Annotated in this window: 15 protein-coding genes; 11 read left to right on the forward strand and 4 right to left on the reverse strand. The window is 34.3% G+C overall.

What is annotated here, in order from left to right:
- The first annotated feature begins 32 nt into the window (after window positions 1-32).
- From rplQ to ctlX, 8 genes are all read left to right on the forward strand, one after another.
- Window positions 33-530 carry a 50S ribosomal protein L17 gene (gene rplQ / locus BLT84_RS06815; RefSeq protein ID WP_034889330.1) on the forward strand — a complete coding sequence of 166 codons (498 nt, stop codon included), beginning with the start codon at window positions 33-35 and terminating at the stop codon, window positions 528-530.
- Window positions 531-729: 199 nt separating this feature from the next.
- Entirely contained in the window at window positions 730-1,839 is a 1,110-nt protein-coding gene (carA, locus tag BLT84_RS06820; RefSeq protein ID WP_091263745.1) for a glutamine-hydrolyzing carbamoyl-phosphate synthase small subunit, read from the forward strand.
- Window positions 1,840-1,979: 140 nt separating this feature from the next.
- Entirely contained in the window at window positions 1,980-2,528 is a 549-nt protein-coding gene (locus tag BLT84_RS06825; protein ID WP_156100670.1) for a hypothetical protein, read from the forward strand.
- A gap of 101 nt (window positions 2,529-2,629) precedes the next feature.
- Window positions 2,630-3,856 carry a hypothetical protein gene (locus BLT84_RS06830; protein WP_091263748.1) on the forward strand — a complete coding sequence of 409 codons (1,227 nt, stop codon included), beginning with the start codon at window positions 2,630-2,632 and terminating at the stop codon, window positions 3,854-3,856.
- Between the two features lie 149 nt (window positions 3,857-4,005).
- On the forward strand, window positions 4,006-5,292 hold the full coding sequence (eno, locus tag BLT84_RS06835) for a phosphopyruvate hydratase (protein WP_034889338.1): 1,287 nt from the start codon (window positions 4,006-4,008) through the stop codon (window positions 5,290-5,292).
- A 188-nt stretch (window positions 5,293-5,480) separates the two neighbouring features.
- On the forward strand, window positions 5,481-6,764 hold the full coding sequence (locus BLT84_RS06840) for a citrate synthase (protein ID WP_034889339.1): 1,284 nt from the start codon (window positions 5,481-5,483) through the stop codon (window positions 6,762-6,764).
- Between the two features lie 76 nt (window positions 6,765-6,840).
- Complete coding sequence (locus BLT84_RS06845; protein WP_034889341.1) at window positions 6,841-7,755, forward strand: dimethylarginine dimethylaminohydrolase family protein; 915 nt, start codon at window positions 6,841-6,843, stop codon at window positions 7,753-7,755.
- Window positions 7,756-7,768: 13 nt separating this feature from the next.
- The gene (ctlX, locus tag BLT84_RS06850; RefSeq protein ID WP_091268106.1) at window positions 7,769-8,701 is read left to right on the forward strand and encodes a citrulline utilization hydrolase CtlX; all 933 of its coding nucleotides are present in this window, start codon (window positions 7,769-7,771) and stop codon (window positions 8,699-8,701) included.
- A 1-nt stretch (window position 8,702) separates the two neighbouring features.
- Here the strand turns inward: ctlX and BLT84_RS06855 are convergent, their stop codons facing one another.
- Both BLT84_RS06855 and BLT84_RS06860 read right to left on the reverse strand, forming a co-directional pair.
- Window positions 8,703-10,211, reverse strand: coding sequence for a BCCT family transporter (locus BLT84_RS06855; RefSeq protein WP_091263751.1), 1,509 nt, complete (start codon window positions 10,209-10,211; stop codon window positions 8,703-8,705).
- A gap of 13 nt (window positions 10,212-10,224) precedes the next feature.
- Entirely contained in the window at window positions 10,225-11,655 is a 1,431-nt protein-coding gene (locus BLT84_RS06860) for an SDR family oxidoreductase (protein ID WP_091263753.1), read from the reverse strand.
- Window positions 11,656-11,726: 71 nt separating this feature from the next.
- On the opposite strand from BLT84_RS06860, the gene BLT84_RS06865 reads away from it, so the two are divergent.
- Window positions 11,727-11,930: an LPXTG cell wall anchor domain-containing protein gene (locus tag BLT84_RS06865; RefSeq protein ID WP_091263756.1), complete on the forward strand. Its 204-nt coding sequence runs from the start codon at window positions 11,727-11,729 to the stop codon at window positions 11,928-11,930.
- Window positions 11,931-11,941: 11 nt separating this feature from the next.
- Here BLT84_RS06865 and BLT84_RS06870 read toward each other — a convergent pair whose 3' ends face one another.
- Window positions 11,942-12,568, reverse strand: coding sequence for a MarC family NAAT transporter (locus tag BLT84_RS06870; protein WP_034889350.1), 627 nt, complete (start codon window positions 12,566-12,568; stop codon window positions 11,942-11,944).
- Window positions 12,569-12,673: 105 nt separating this feature from the next.
- Window positions 12,674-13,102, reverse strand: coding sequence for a hypothetical protein (locus BLT84_RS06875; protein ID WP_034894103.1), 429 nt, complete (start codon window positions 13,100-13,102; stop codon window positions 12,674-12,676).
- A 109-nt stretch (window positions 13,103-13,211) separates the two neighbouring features.
- Here BLT84_RS06875 and argS point away from each other — a divergent pair, with 109 nt between their 5' ends.
- Window positions 13,212-14,996: an arginine--tRNA ligase gene (argS, locus tag BLT84_RS06880; protein ID WP_091263758.1), complete on the forward strand. Its 1,785-nt coding sequence runs from the start codon at window positions 13,212-13,214 to the stop codon at window positions 14,994-14,996.
- Window positions 14,997-15,155: 159 nt separating this feature from the next.
- Complete coding sequence (gene ffh / locus BLT84_RS06885) at window positions 15,156-16,484, forward strand: signal recognition particle protein (RefSeq protein WP_091268109.1); 1,329 nt, start codon at window positions 15,156-15,158, stop codon at window positions 16,482-16,484.
- Window positions 16,485-16,537: the final 53 nt, after the last annotated feature.

Consider the following 16,537-nt stretch of genomic DNA (forward strand, 5'->3'; position numbering starts at 1 on the left):
TTTCTGGATAATAGGTCTAAAAGAGAATAGTAATGAGACACGGAAAGAAAATAAATCACTTAGGAAGAAAAACGGCGCACCGTAAGTCTATGTTAGCAAACATGGCTTGTTCCCTAATTGAGCACAAGCGTATTAACACTACTGTTGCTAAAGCTAAAGCTTTAAAGCAGTTTGTTGAGCCTTTGGTTACCAAATCTAAAGAAGACACTACACACAATAGAAGATTAGTTTTTGCTAAACTTCGTCAAAAAGAATTCGTTGCAGAATTGTTTCGTGATGTAGCACCTAAGATTGGAGACCGTCCAGGAGGTTATACAAGAATTATAAAACTAGGTAATCGTTTAGGAGATAATGCTGATATGGCAATGATCGAATTTGTAGATTACAATGAAGTTTATAATCTTACTAAGCCAGAGAAGAAAAAATCTACTCGTAGAGCAGGTAAGAAAAAAGATGCTGATGCGGCTGCAGCTCCTGCTAAAGCAGAAAGCAAAAGCACAGAGAAAAAAGACGATAAAAAAGAAGAGTAGTAATGATTCTTTTAAATCAATTTAATAAAAAGGATAAGCCATTTAGGTTTATCCTTTTTTTTTGCTTTGTAGAGAAATCCTCGTCAAATTATCCTTATTAAAAAATCTTTAATATCTATCATGGTAAATTATTATTTAACAACTCTACAAGTGATATTGTAAAGATGTTTAAATTTGCCGCAACTTTGTAAACTAAGACATGAAATACCAATCTAGAAAAAAAGCGATTATCTTATTAGCAGACGGGACCATTTTTCATGGTAAATCTGTAGGAGATAAGGATGGAAGTGCCGTAGGTGAAGTTTGTTTCAATACGGGAATGACCGGTTATCAGGAGATCTTTACAGATCCATCTTATTTTGGGCAATTAATGGTGACAACCAATGCTCATATTGGTAATTATGGTACTATAAGGGAAGAAAATGAATCTGATAAAGCAAAAATATCAGGTTTGATCTGTAAGAATTTTAGTTACAACTATTCAAGACCTAGGGCAGAAGCTTCTTTAGAATCATTTTTAAACGATAGTAATCTATTTGCAATTTCGGATGTTGATACCAGAGCATTGGTTACTTATATCCGTGAGAATGGAGCTATGAATGCAATTATTTCTACAGACGTAGACAACATAGAGGGGCTTAAGGCTCAACTGGAAAAAGTTCCAGATATGAATGGTCTCGAATTAGCTTCTAAAGTTTCTACGAAGGAGCCCTATTATTTTGGTAATGAAAATGCCACCTATAAAATAGCAGCGCTAGATATAGGTATCAAAAAGAATATTTTAAGAAATCTTGCTGATAGAGATGCATATATAAAGGTGTTCCCATATAATGCTACTTATGAAGATTTAAGCAAATGGAAACCAGATGGTTACTTTCTGTCTAATGGCCCGGGAGATCCTAAACCATTATCAGATGCTATAGCTCTTACCAAAACTATTATAGAGAATAATCACCCTTTATTTGGAATATGTCTTGGTCATCAGGTCATTGCAATTGCCAATGATATATCAACATATAAAATGCACCATGGGCATAGAGGTATTAATCATCCTGTAAAAAATCTTAAAACCGGGAAAGGGGAAATCACATCTCAAAATCATGGTTTTGCAGTAGACAGAAAAGAGGCTGAAGCAAATCCCGAAATTAGCATCACTCATATTTGTTTAAATGACGATACTATTGGAGGATTAGAAATGACCAATAAAAATTGTTTTTCTGTACAATATCACCCCGAGGCGAGCCCTGGGCCGCACGATGCCAGTTATCTTTTTGACGAATTTATAGACAGAATTAAAGCGACAAAATAAAATTTGTAATTAATATTATGTAAAACTCGGGGTTTAAGCCTCGGGTTTTCTTATTTATATTCATTTTAAGCGTTAATTATGTAAAGATATTGTAATTAAAAATTAGATTTGCGGATAACCATCAATCAAAAACTAATTTAATGAAACAATTTTTTACTACACTATGCCTATTAATGGGGGTACTATCTTATTCTCAAAATTCAACTCAAAATCAATTCTCTTTAAATTTTTTAATTCCTTCTTTAGAATATGAAATTGCCGTAACTAAGAATACCACTGTAGATGCAGTATTAGGGATGGGATTTGGCTATCACGATGCTTCTTACCTAGATAATCCTGAATATGGCATTTATCCTCAATTCGAAACTCAATATAGATATTATTACAATCTTGATAAAAGAATGGAGAAAGGTAAAAAGACATCAGAGAACAGTGGGAATTATCTTGCTGCTGTAGGACTTATTGCTAGTGGTGATCCTATTTTAGGAGATATGCAATTAAATAATGATTATAGTGGTTTTGTTGGGCCGGCATGGGGATTGCAACGGGTTTACAGCGGAAATTTCAAGTTGAATTTGACTCTAGGATTAGGTTTAGGTTTTAATAATGTTGATAATGCCTATTTGGCCTCTCAAATATCCTTTCAGCTTGGGTTTAAGTTGGGGAAAGAAAACCCTGAGCGTAAATAGACGAAATTTTTATTATAAGAATTACAAATTGCGCTGATTGTTAAGTTTCCATACTAAATTTCATCTCTATCTATATAATAGCTATCAAATAAATATTCTTCATGAAAATCAATTTAATTTCAATTATTACATTTTTTTTAATATCAACATGTTATGCTCAAGTTCAATTTGAGAAGGGTTATTATATAGATGTTTCAGGAAATAGAATTTCGGGTTACATAGAAAATCAGGACTGGAATGATAATCCAGAAAGTTTCAACTTCAAGATCAATGAAAACTCAGAACCTGAATTCAAAACAATAGATAATATATTAGAATTTGGAGTTGCAAATTCAAGGTTTTTAAAGGCTAAGGTTCAAGTAGATCTTTCACGCAATCTGGTAAGAGAGTTAACTGAAAATCGAAGTCCAGAATTTACCACACGAGTTGTGTTACTAAGCTATTTGATAGACGGGCAGGCGGATCTTTTTCTATATAGAAAGAATGGTGTGCTTCGTTATTTCTTCAGAGAAGATAATAATATTCCGGAACAACTCATCTACAAAAGATATTTGATCTCTGGGAAGATAGCAATCAATAATTACTTTCAGCAACAACTGTTTGTGATGCTAAATTGCAGCAATAGAGATGTAGCAGATTATAAGAAAATTTCTTATAACAAAAGTGATCTTGAAAATTATTTTATAGATTACAATAAATGTAGTGATGCCGCTATCTCTAATTATGGCAAGAATAATTCATCGGGCAAATTAAATATAAAAGCATTGGTAGGAGCAGATTTTACTAATATGGATATCGAAAATGGTCTTAATGCTACAGGTATTTCTTTAGCTAATGAAATCTCTATTCGGGTTGGTGCAGAAATAGAATACGTTTTACCTTTTAATAAAAATAAATGGGCTGTTTTTGCGCAACCAGTCTATAGAAGTTTTAAGGCAGAAAAACATCTTACCAAAAGTTATGAATCAGATTTTTCAATAAACAGTAGGTCTGTAGAATTAGCTATTGGAGTTAGACATTATTTCTTCTTAAGTTCTACAACTAAGTTATTTGTAAACGCCGTTGTAAGTGCAGATCTTCCTGTAAATACAGAGGTTGCCTTTGCAAATACATTTATGAACGAAGATCCGTTTTTAGATGAATTTAAATCGGGATCGAGTTTTGGAGTAGGTGCTGGAGCTACTTTGTTCAACAAACTAGCGGTGGAATTTCGTTACAATTCTTCTCGAGACCTAAATGGTTCTAGGTTTGTTGATGGCACCTATAATTTAGATTTTGTGTCATCGTATGGCACTGCTTCGCTCATATTCACATATTCATTTTTGTAAATATCTACAGTATTAATCCTATTTCTATAGGCTTATTTACTAAAACGATGTAGTGAAAATTCCTTCTAAAACTTTCTGAATTCTTAAAAAATTGAGCTTCAATTTGTATCTTGTCATCTGATTACTATATAAAAACAAAATATAATATTATGAGTATAATTATCAATATTCACGCACGTCAGATATTTGATTCAAGAGGGAACCCTACTGTAGAAGTAGATGTAATTACAGAAAACGGAATTTTAGGTAGAGCAGCAGTACCTTCTGGAGCTTCTACAGGAGAGCATGAAGCTGTAGAGTTAAGAGACGGTGGAAAGGAATTCATGGGGAAAGGAGTTTCTAAGGCTGTAGATAATGTTAATTCTGTTCTTGCTGAAGAATTGTTAGGTTACTCTGTTTTTGATCAGAATTTGATAGATCAGGCAATGATCGAACTAGATGGTACCCCAAATAAAGCGAAGCTTGGAGCCAACGCTATTTTAGGAGTTTCTCTTGCGGTTGCTAAAGCGGCAGCGAATGAGTTAAATATGCCATTATATAGATATATTGGAGGAGTAAGTGCAAATACACTTCCAGTACCTATGATGAATATCATTAACGGTGGTTCTCATAGTGATGCTCCAATCGCATTTCAAGAATTTATGATCATGCCTGTGAAAGCAAAAACTTTCTCTCATGCTTTGCAAATGGGAACTGAGATCTTCCATAATCTTAAGAAAGTGTTACATGACAGAGGTTTAAGTACTGCTGTTGGTGATGAAGGTGGATTTGCTCCAACCTTAGATGGTACTGAGGATGCATTAGAAACTATTTTATTAGCAATTAAGAAAGCAGGGTATAAAGGAGGAGATGAAGTAATGATAGCTTTAGATTGTGCTGCAGCAGAATTCTATGAGAATGGTAAATACGATTATAAGAAATTTGAAGGTGAAGGTGGAGTAACAAGAAGCAGCGAAGAACAAGCAGATTATTTAGCAGAACTTGCTTCTAAATATCCAATCATCTCTATTGAAGATGGAATGGATGAAAATGACTGGGAAGGATGGAAATATCTTACAGATAAAATTGGAGATAAAGTTCAATTAGTAGGAGACGATCTTTTTGTAACTAATGTAGAAAGACTTTCTAGAGGTATAAATGAAGGAATTGCGAATTCAATTCTTATTAAAGTAAATCAGATAGGAACACTTACCGAAACCATTGCGGCTGTAAACATGGCTAAAAATGCAGGGTATACAAGTGTGATCTCTCATAGATCTGGAGAAACGGAAGATAATACAATAGCAGATCTTGCGGTAGCTTTAAACACAGGACAAATTAAAACAGGTTCTGCTTCAAGAAGTGATAGAATGGCCAAGTACAATCAACTTTTACGAATAGAAGAAGAACTAGGAAGTGTAGCTTATTTTCCGCAGATGAAAGCTTTTAAGATTTAATTAGAACGCGTTATTTATATATTAAATCCTCATCAATACCTGATGGGGATTTTTTTATCTTCATTTTTCCAAAAATATTGCTAAAGTTATTAGTGATATGGTAAATTACGATGGGTATTACGTGTCTTTTAGACACTATTTTTGTATTTTAGCTATCCGAAAAATTAATCAGAAAAAGTTATAATTATATGTCAAAAGTTGCTACGCTAGAGATCGATGGGAAGAAATATGAGTTCCCTATAACCATTGGAACTGAAAATGAAGTTGCCATTGATATTAAGAGTTTAAGAGGGGATGCGGGAGTGATTACTCTTGATCCTGGTTTTAAAAATACTGGAAGTTGTGAAAGTGCCATTACTTTTCTTGATGGTGAAAAAGGAATTTTAAGATATCGAGGATATTCTATAGAAGAACTTGCTGAAAAAGCAGATTTTCTAGAGGTTGTTTTCTTGTTGATCTTTGGAGAACTTCCAAGCAAGCAAGAGTTAGATAAATTTAAAGCTGATATCAAAGATCAGAGCGAGGTAAATCATGATATGAAAACTGTAATAAACGGTTTTCCACCTTCTGCTCACCCAATGGGGATGTTGTCTTCTTTAACTAGTGCTCTTATCGCCTTCAACCCAAAATCTGTAAATGTAGATTCTGAAGAAGATATGTATAAGGCAATCGTTAAGTTGTTGGCTAAATTCCCAACACTTGCAGCATGGACATTGCGTAAGAGAAATGATATGTCTATGGATAATAGAGATAACAATCTTGGGTATGTAGAAAGTTTGCTTAAAATGATGTTCGCTAAATCTGGTGAAGATTATAAATTAGATCAAACGGTAGTAGATGCTTTAGATAAATTATTAATTCTTCATGCAGATCATGAGCAAAACTGTTCAACATCTACTGTAAGAATAGTTGGTTCTTCTCATGCAGGATTATTTGCTTCAATATCAGCAGGAGTTTCTGCACTTTGGGGACCACTTCATGGTGGAGCTAACCAAGCTGTAATAGAAATGTTGGAAGAGATCAAAGCTGATGGTGGAGATACTTCAAAATTCTTAGATAAGGCTAAAGATAAAGATGATCCATTTAGATTAATGGGCTTTGGGCATAGAGTTTACAAAAACTTTGATCCACGCGCCAAGATCATTAAAAAAGCTGCCGATGAGGTTTTAGAAGCTTTAGGAGTAGACGATCCAATTTTGGATATCGCTAAGAGTTTGGAGAAAGCGGCTTTAGAAGATCCATATTTTGTAGAAAGAAAATTATATCCAAACGTAGATTTCTATTCAGGAATTATTTACCGTGCTATGGGGATTCCAACAGAGATGTTTACAGTAATGTTTGCAGTAGGACGTCTTCCAGGATGGATCGCACAATGGAGAGAAATGCGTTTAGGGAAAGAACCAATTGGTAGACCAAGACAAGTTTATATTGGAGAAAGCTTACGTGATTTTCAAGATATAGAAAAGAGATAATTATTATAAATATCTATATAAAAAAAGCTTCATTGTACAATGAAGCTTTTTTTATATTTGCTAAAAACCCACTAAAATGTTGAAATTGAACATCACCAGTGAAACTGCTCCTTTAAAGGCCGTAGTTTTAGGAACTGCTGTAAGTAATGGACCAACTCCAGAGCTTATAGATGCTTATGATCCCAAATCGGCTGAATTTATTGCTGCCGGCACCTATCCATTAGAAAAAGATATGGTTGCAGAGATGGAGGCTGTAGCTGCAGTTTTTGAAAAATACAAGATTCAGGTATTCAGACCTAAGATCATAGAAGATTACAATCAGATATTTACCAGAGATATTGCATTTGTTATAGATGATAAATTTATTAAGGCCAACATCTTACCAGATAGAGATGAGGAGATAGAGGCTATAAATCATGTTATCTCTCAAATAGATCCTTCTAAGGTTCTTACCATGCCAGAAGATGCTCATATGGAAGGTGGAGATGTAATGCCTTTTAAGAACTATATTTTGGTAGGAACTTATAAAGGAGAAGATTATAAAGATTTTATAACTGCCAGAACAAATATGAAAGGTGTGCAGTGGCTTCAGGAAGTTTTCCCTAATAGAAAAGTGAAATCCTTCAGCCTTAAAAAATCGAATACGATAGCAAAAGATAATGCCTTGCATTTAGATTGCTGTTTTCAACCGGTAGGAAAAGATAAAGCGATCATTTACAAAGGAGGATTCTTAATTGAAGAAGAATATGAATGGTTGGTTCGATTATTCGGAAAGGAAAACGTATTTGAGATCACTAGAGATGAAATGTACTATATGAATTCTAATGTGTTTTCAATTTCTGAAGAGGTAGTTATCTCAGAAAAGAATTTCACCAGACTAAATACATGGTTAAGAGAACAGAATATTACGGTAGAGGAGGTTCCTTATGCAGAAATTTCTAAACAGGAAGGTTTGCTAAGATGTTCAACATTACCATTAATTAGAGAATAGAAAGTAAATGAAGATGGAACAAATAACAAATACCGTTTTAATGGTACGTCCTGTTAATTTCAGGATGAATGAAGAAACTGCAGTAAATAATTATTTTCAGGAAGATCTTAAGTTAAAAAATGAAGAGATAAACAAACAGGCACAATCTGAATTTGATGCCTTTGTAGAAAAATTAATGAAGGTTGGGGTGAATGTTGTTGTGGTAGACGATGTTAAAGAACAAGATACTCCGGACTCTATATTTCCAAATAACTGGGTTTCTTTTCATCAAAGCGGAAGAGTTGGAATCTATCCTATGTTTGCAGAGAATAGAAGAAGAGAACGCCGAATGGAATTCTTTGAGCAATTAGAATCTCGTGGTTTTAAAATTGAAGATGTTATAGACTATACTGAGGCTGAAGATGAAGGCATCTTTTTAGAAGGTACAGGAAGTTTGATCTTAGACCGTGTAAATAGAAAAGCATATTGCGCACTTTCTCCAAGAGCAGATGAAGAATTATTCATAGAATTTTGTGAAGATTTTGAGTTTACTCCTGTTATTTTTACGGCAAATCAAGATGTAGATGGAAAGAGAATGGCTATCTATCATACCAATGTGATGATGTGTATTGCTGAAGATTTTGCAGTGATATGTGCAGATAGTATTGATGATGCTAAAGAAAAAAAGAATGTTCTGAAACATCTTAAAGAAGATGGGAAAGAGATCATTAGAATTTCAGAAGCACAAATTCATGAATTTGCGGGTAATATGTTACAAGTTAAAGGCGCAAATGATAAAAAGTATTTAGTAATGAGCGCTACCGCTCATAAAGCTTTAAATAAAGGTCAAGTTAATGCTATAGAGAAACATTGCGAAATTTTGAGTGCAGATCTTAATACCATAGAAACTTGTGGTGGTGGTAGTGCACGTTGCATGTTAGCTGAAGTTTTCTTACCTAAAAAATAAATTAAGAGGAAGTTTTTTTTACTACTTCCGCTTTCTTAAAAAGAGTTCTGGTAAGTAGTATAATTACTACTGCGGTAAAGAATGCAAAAGGGAGTGATCCTATTATTAGAAATTTTTGCATTGCTGTAAGTACGTCGCTGTCTGGTTTTATAGAGCCAAGAACTACAATAGCTTCAGAAAATATAAAAATAATTAAAGCCCAAATGAGTCGGAATTTCTTTTTCGGCTCTTTGTCTTTTTTGGAAGAAAACATGCTTAATACATAGATGGCAGAATCTACCGATGTAACCAAAAAGCTAATCAGCAACAATACCACCAGCAAATTCACTATTACAGATAAAGGATAATTCTGTAAGAATATGAATAGGGAGGTAAATACATTTCCAAATTCATTGTTATACGTGCCCCATTGTTCTATCAAATTAAATGCTGAAGATCCAAAAACACTGAACCAAAAGAAAGTTCCTAAAGATGGAATAATCAATACGCCTAATATCATTTCTCTTATGGTTCTTCCCTTTGAAATTCGAGCAATAAAGATTCCAGTAAAAGGAGCCCAAGCCAACCAAAACGCCCAATAATAATAGGTCCAATTGGTTAGAAACTCTTTCCCGGGATCGTAACTTCCATAAGCAATACTCAGCGGAATAAAATCTATAATATAGTGATAGGTAGCGGAGAGGAAATTGGAGAAGATCAACAACATATCGCTTTGTACAAATACAAAGAATAGTAAAATCAAGGTGAGATAAATATTCCAATTGGATATTCTCTTAATTCCTTTTTGCATTCCTTGCCAAGCAGATAAGAATGCGACTGCGCAAATTGCGAACACTAATACCAGAGTAGTTATTAGATCTCCTGATGGTTTAGAAAGTAAATGACTTATGCCTCCTTCTATTTGAGTAGTCCCCAGGCCAATAGCAGCTACCAGTCCTATTACGGTAGTAAGTATTGTAAGAATGTCTATACTATTTGGTAGATATTTAATTCGATTAAAATATGGCAAACTAGTGCCAAGTCTTATGTTATCTTTTTTGATGAAAATAGCATAGCCAACCAACAGAGCGAAAATTGCATAGAATGCCCATGCAGTAAATCCCCATTGGTAAAAGGTATATTCCAAAGCAATTACTTGGGGAGAACTTCCATTTTGTATAGGGTTATTCTGTAACATATAAACAGGTTCCTGCACACTTCGTAAAAGAATACCTGCTCCCATTCCTGCGCTATATAGCATTGCTATCCAAGACCATCTATTAAATTCTGGAGGAGAATTCCCTAATCTTAGGGCTCCAATTTTAGAGATTGCAATTGCTAACAGAAATAATACACAAATTAATCCTAGCCATAAATAAAATCCTCCAAACCATTCTCTTACCCAAATAGAGCCCACCTCAATAAGGTTGTAAAATGTGTTAGTAGCGAAGAAAATAAAAAGTGCTGTGAACAGTAATATTCCTGTAGAAAAAAGGAGTATTGAATTTTTGCTTATAAATGAATCGTTCATCAAAAAATCTTAATTAATTATCGCCTTTAGCAATTCTATTGATCATACCATCAAAGATAAAATAATGAAAAGGAAGCATAGTGTACCAATACAATCTACCCCAAATTCCTTTTGGTCTGAAAGTAGCAGTTTGATGAAGAATGTTGTTTTCATCTATTTCAAATTCTAACCAGGCTTCTCCGGGAACTTTCATTTCTGCGAATAGAAGCAATCTCTTTTCCTCTTTATCTGCAAGGAGCACTCGCCAGAAATCTAAGGAATCTCCAGCAGCTATTTGGGTGGGATGCGTTCTTCCTCTTCTAAGTCCAACTCCGCCAAAAAGTTTATCCATATAGCCTCTAATTTTCCATAGCCAATTTCCATAATACCACCCTCGCTGACCACCAATTGCCCAAATTCTTTCTAGAACTTCTTCTGGATTTTCCACTTTTATAGATTGTTCATCTTTTACACAACCAAAAGTTGGTACCTGAATATATTGATTGAGATCTTTTCTAAATCTCCCACTGCTCATAGAATCTTTCCAGCTAGATACAACTTGATTCTGTTCAATTTTGAAGAAGGCAAGTTTTATAGCTTCTTTATATGAAATAGGATGCAGATCTAAGATCTCCTGTAATCTCTTGTCATTAGAGATCACTTCTATTCTCATGCTGTCTACTAAATTAAGTGCAAGTTTGTATGAGGTAGAGGTAACAAAATATAACCAATACGATGAGATCTTTGGCGATAGAAAAGGAACATCTATAATCCATAAATTAAGCTCTCTTACTTCAGCATATTGTTGCATCATCTTTTTATAAGATAGAATGTCTGGGCCTCCAATATCAAAAGATTTATTATAGCATTGATCATTGCCTATAACTCCTGTTAAAAACTGAAGAACATCTCTAATTGCTATAGGTTGGCATTTGGTCTTTACCCAAGTAGGAGTAACCATAACCGGTAATTTTTCGCAAAGATCTCTAATGATCTCAAAGGAAGAGCTTCCAGATCCTACAATTATTGCAGCCCTAAGAACGGTAGTGTTATAATTGCCTTTATAAAGAATGTCTTCTACCTGTTTTCTTGATTTTAAATGTTTGGAAAGCTTTTCTTCATTTACAATACCGCTGAGGTAGATCACCTGTTTTACACTAGTGCCTTCCATTATAGTATTGAAATTCTTTGCTGCCTGAGATTCCTGACTATCAAAATCTTTTGTAGATCCTGTCATGGAGTGGATGAGATAATAAGCAATATCTATATTTTTTATAGATTCTGGAATTACTGGTTTTTCCAGAAAATCGATCTCCACAACCTCGATCTTCTTTCTTAATTCTTTGTTTACGGCGAGACGATTCTTGTCTCTTACGGCGCAGATAACTTCATGACCCAGCTCTAGTAATTGCGGTAAAAGTCTGAGTCCTATGTATCCATTGGCACCCGTAAGTAATATCCTCATTTGTATGTTTTATATTTTATAATTTAGGAATTAAATGATTACTTTCACTCCTATTAATAAATATTTATAAAATGAATAACACCCTAAAAATCGTTTTACTTATTTTAGGTTTTGGCTTGGTAGGATATGGACTCTACACATTAATTACTCCTGAAGTTTCTCTGCAGGCAGGACCTCTAAAAGTAGAGGCTCAGGGAGATAATACGCAATCTTATGCAATGATTGGTTTAGGAATTCTATCCTTAATTGGTGGATTGGCTTTTAGAAAACGGTAAACACTTCTTAACTAAAACACTTTATTGATAACAGTTATCACAGAAGAACTAATATATTCCACCCCAATTGCAATTACAATAAATCCTATAATCCTGGAGATAGCATTAATTCCGGAGGCACCAAGCATTTTTACGATGTAATGCGAGCTTTTTAGAACAAGAAAAGTTGCGAGGCAAACTGCAAGTATGGCTAACACGGTAATTATCCGTTCCGAAAAAACCTGATATTCCTCATACATTCCAATAAGCATAGAAATAGAGCCTGGCCCTGCTAACATGGGAATTGCCAAGGGAGTTAAGGAAACACCTTCCCGCTGGTAGGCGTCATCTTTTACACGCTTGTCCATACCTTTATGTTTGGAAAAAGATCCCGTTAATAAGGCAAATCCTGAGGTTACAATAATAAGTCCGCCGGCAATTCTTAAAGATTCTATGCTAATTCCAAAAAATTGAAGTAAATATCTTCCAGTGAAAAATGAAATCACTAAGATCACAAAAATATTTATCGCGGTAAGAAATGAAGTTTTAGATCGTTCCTTAGAAGAATCGTCTTGAGTTAATCCAACAAAAATAGGTACTGTTCCTAAAGGGTTAATAACAGAGAATAATGCTGCAAATACATATATAAATAATTCCATATGTTTTTGAGGCAAAGTTGCGTAGTTAATCTCAATTCAAAATCACTAGAAATTTAAGCTTGTATTATCTAAAAGCTTTTAAAGTGGAGCTTTGTAAAGTAAAAGTTATCTTAGATCTTCTAAATGGGTAGGAGAATTATCATTTCGATAATTTAAGATCTTCATCATATATTTATGAATCTGTGGGGTGTTTGCTTTCACCTTTATAAAATATTGGTCTTTATAAATGGAATATTCCTCTGCTTTACCTTTATAAAGATTTAGTTTATAATATGGTATAATAAGCGCATAAGTATCTAGCAGCGCTCTAAACATTACAATAATTCCCTTTGGTCTCATTTCTACATTGCAGATGTTGGTATTATTATCTAAGATTAATAGGTTATGGATATCTATACTGGTGCTTGTAATGTTTAATTTGGGAGATCCGGTTCCGTTAAGTTTAAAACGCTCTACCAACGTAAATGGTGGTCCAACTTCCGCATTAATCTTTTCCTTAATTTCTGGTCTGTTATAGCTTATATTCAATAACATAATCGCTTTTTTATAAAGATATGAAATTGAGCTTAAAGCGTTATAGCGTGCCATTAAAATCTATTATCTTTGCGGCTTATCACGCATTAAAAGAGAAAAGATCTAAAGAATGAGTATTCAGGAAAGCATAGAACAAGAGGTAAAAAGTGCATTATTGCAAAAATATGGGGTAAGCCTTGAAAATATTGAGTTTCAGCCTACCCGTAAAGATTTTGAAGGAGATATAACCATTGTAACTTTTCCTATGCTTAGGCAGATTAAAACGAACCCAGTTCAACTAGGGCAGTTTATAGGTGAAAGTTTAGTAAAATCTGTAGCTGTAATTTCAGGTTTTAATGTGGTGAAAGGATTCTTGAATCTTGTTTTAAGTGATTCATTTTATCTAGATTTCTTTGAAAAAGTTTCTTCTGAAGAAGATTTTGGTAAAGTGAAAATAACCGATAGTTCTAAAACCATAATGGTTGAATATTCTTCTCCTAATACAAATAAGCCATTGCACTTAGGCCACGTTAGAAATAATTTGCTAGGATACTCTGTTGCAGAGATCTTAAAGGCTAGCGGTAATAATGTATATAAGACTCAGATCATCAACGATCGTGGTATACATATTTGTAAATCTATGTTGGCTTGGAAAAAATTCGGAAATGAAGAAACTCCGGAGTCTACAGGATTAAAAGGCGATAAATTGGTAGGGAACTACTATGTAAAGTTCGACCAAGAGTATAAAAAGGAAATTTCAGAACTAGTTGCTCAAGGCAAAACGGAGGAGGAAGCAAAAGCTGAAGCACCAATCTTTGTGGAAGCTAAAAATATGTTGCTGAAGTGGGAAGATGGTGATACAGAGACCGTAGCACTATGGGAAAAAATGAATACATGGGTTTATAATGGTTTTGAAAAGACCTATGATGCCATGGGTGTAGATTTTGATAAGAATTACTACGAAAGTGAAACCTATTTATTAGGAAAAGATGTAGTAGCTCAAGGTCTTGAAAAAGGTGTTTTCTATAAGAAAGAAGATGGCAGTGTTTGGATAGATCTTACAGAAGATGGTTTGGATGAAAAAATAGTTCTGAGAAGTGATGGAACTGCGGTGTATATGACCCAAGATATTGGTACCGCTATACAGCGAGTTAAAGATTTTGATATCGATGGAATGGTTTATACCGTGGGTAATGAACAGGATTATCATTTTAAAGTGTTGTTCTTGATCTTGAAAAAACTTGGTTTTGAATGGGCGAACTACTTATACCATTTAAGTTATGGAATGGTAGATCTTCCTTCAGGTAAAATGAAGAGTAGGGAAGGTACTGTGGTAGATGCAGATGAGTTGATGGAACAAATGACTACTACAGCCAGAGAAATTTCAGAAGAATTAGGCAAGCTAGATGATTACTCACCAGAGGAGAAAGCAGATCTATATAAAATGATAGGCCTTGGTGCACTTAAATATTATATTCTGAAAGTAGATCCTAAGAAGCGAATATTATTTAATCCGGAAGAGTCTGTAGATTTTCAAGGAAATACAGGTCCATTTATTCAATATACCTATGCAAGAATACAATCTATCCTTAGAAAGGCAGAATTTGATCTTAACAAGAAGATAGAAATTGCTTCAGATTATGAGTTGCATGATAAAGAGCGTGCTCTAATAAAACAATTGCAATCTTATCCTGAAACAATTCAACTTGCTGCAGAGAATCATAGTCCGGCATTAATTGCAAACTATACGTACGATCTTGTAAAAGAATTCAATTCTTTCTACCAGAATGTAACCATTCTAGGAACAGAAGATATTTCAGAAAAAATGTTTAGAGTACAGCTTTCTAAGGTGGTTGGAGATGTAATAAAATCTGCATTCCAATTATTAGGAATACAGGTTCCAGAGAGAATGTAGATTTTTAATAGTATAAAATACAATAAATAATTAGCAAGTTTAGGCTGAGGTTAGTTTGTTAGAACATTGTTTCTAAATAAATGTTTTCACTTCAGTCTCAAATCATTAAATTTGCGATTCGCGGTAAAAGGCGGAAAACTTAAATCAGAAGAAAGAATTATGTTTGATAATTTAAGCGATAAGTTAGATAATGCCTTACACATATTAAAGGGGCACGGGCAAATTACGGAGGTAAACGTTGCAGAAACTTTGAAAGAGGTAAGAAGAGCGTTGGTAGATGCCGATGTTAATTATAAAATAGCCAAAGACTTTACCAGTGTTGTAAAGGAAAAAGCTTTAGGACAGGACGTGCTTACAGCTTTAAAGCCGGGCCAGTTAATGGTGAAGTTGGTTAAAGACGAGCTTACTGAATTAATGGGTGGCGAGGCTGAAGGTATTAATTTATCAGGGAATCCATCTATTATCTTAATGTCTGGATTGCAGGGTAGTGGTAAAACTACCTTTTCCGGGAAGCTTGCAAATTATCTTAAAACAAAAAAGACAAAGAATCCATTATTGGTTGCCTGTGATGTCTATAGACCTGCAGCGGTAAATCAATTACATGTAGTTGGAGACCAGATTGGGGTTGAGGTATATAGTGATGAAGGAAATCAAGATCCGGTTAAGATTGCACAAGATGCAATTGCACATGCAAAGAAAAATGGAAATAATGTTGTAATTATAGATACTGCAGGTCGTTTAGCGGTAGATGAGGCTATGATGACCGAGATAGCTAATATTCATGCAGCTATACAGCCACAAGAAACACTTTTTGTGGTAGATTCTATGACAGGGCAGGATGCGGTAAATACTGCAAAAGCCTTTAATGAGAAATTAAATTTTGACGGAGTTATACTTACCAAATTAGATGGTGATACCAGAGGTGGTGCAGCTATCTCTATTAAATCTGTAGTAAATAAACCAATTAAATTTATTGGTACAGGGGAGAAAATGGATGCAATAGATGTATTCTATCCTTCTCGTATGGCAGAGAGAATTCTTGGGATGGGAGATGTTATATCTCTTGTAGAGCGTGCTCAAGAACAGTATGATGAAGAAGAGGCTAGAAAACTTCAAAAGAAGATCGCTAAGAATCAATTTGGTTTCGATGATTTCTTAAACCAATTACAGCAAATCAAGAAAATGGGATCTATGAAAGATCTTATGGGAATGATCCCAGGTGCAGGAAAGATGCTTAAAGATGTAGATATAGATGATGATGCCTTTAAACATGTAGAGGCTATTATCTACTCTATGACTTTAGAAGAAAGAACTACACCAACAGTTATAAATGCCAACCGTAAAAGAAGAATTGCTAAAGGATCCGGAACTTCAGTTCAGCAGGTAAATCAATTATTAAAGCAATTCAACCAGATGGGGAAGATGATGAAGATGATGCAAGGTGGTGGCGGTAAAAAAATGATGCAGATGATGAAAGGGATGAAATAATCCTTTTTTTCATTTCTGAATAGCTAGATAGAATTTCAACAACACAAACAACT

Source organism: Gillisia sp. Hel1_33_143, assembly GCF_900104765.1.
GTDB lineage: Bacteria > Bacteroidota > Bacteroidia > Flavobacteriales > Flavobacteriaceae > Gillisia.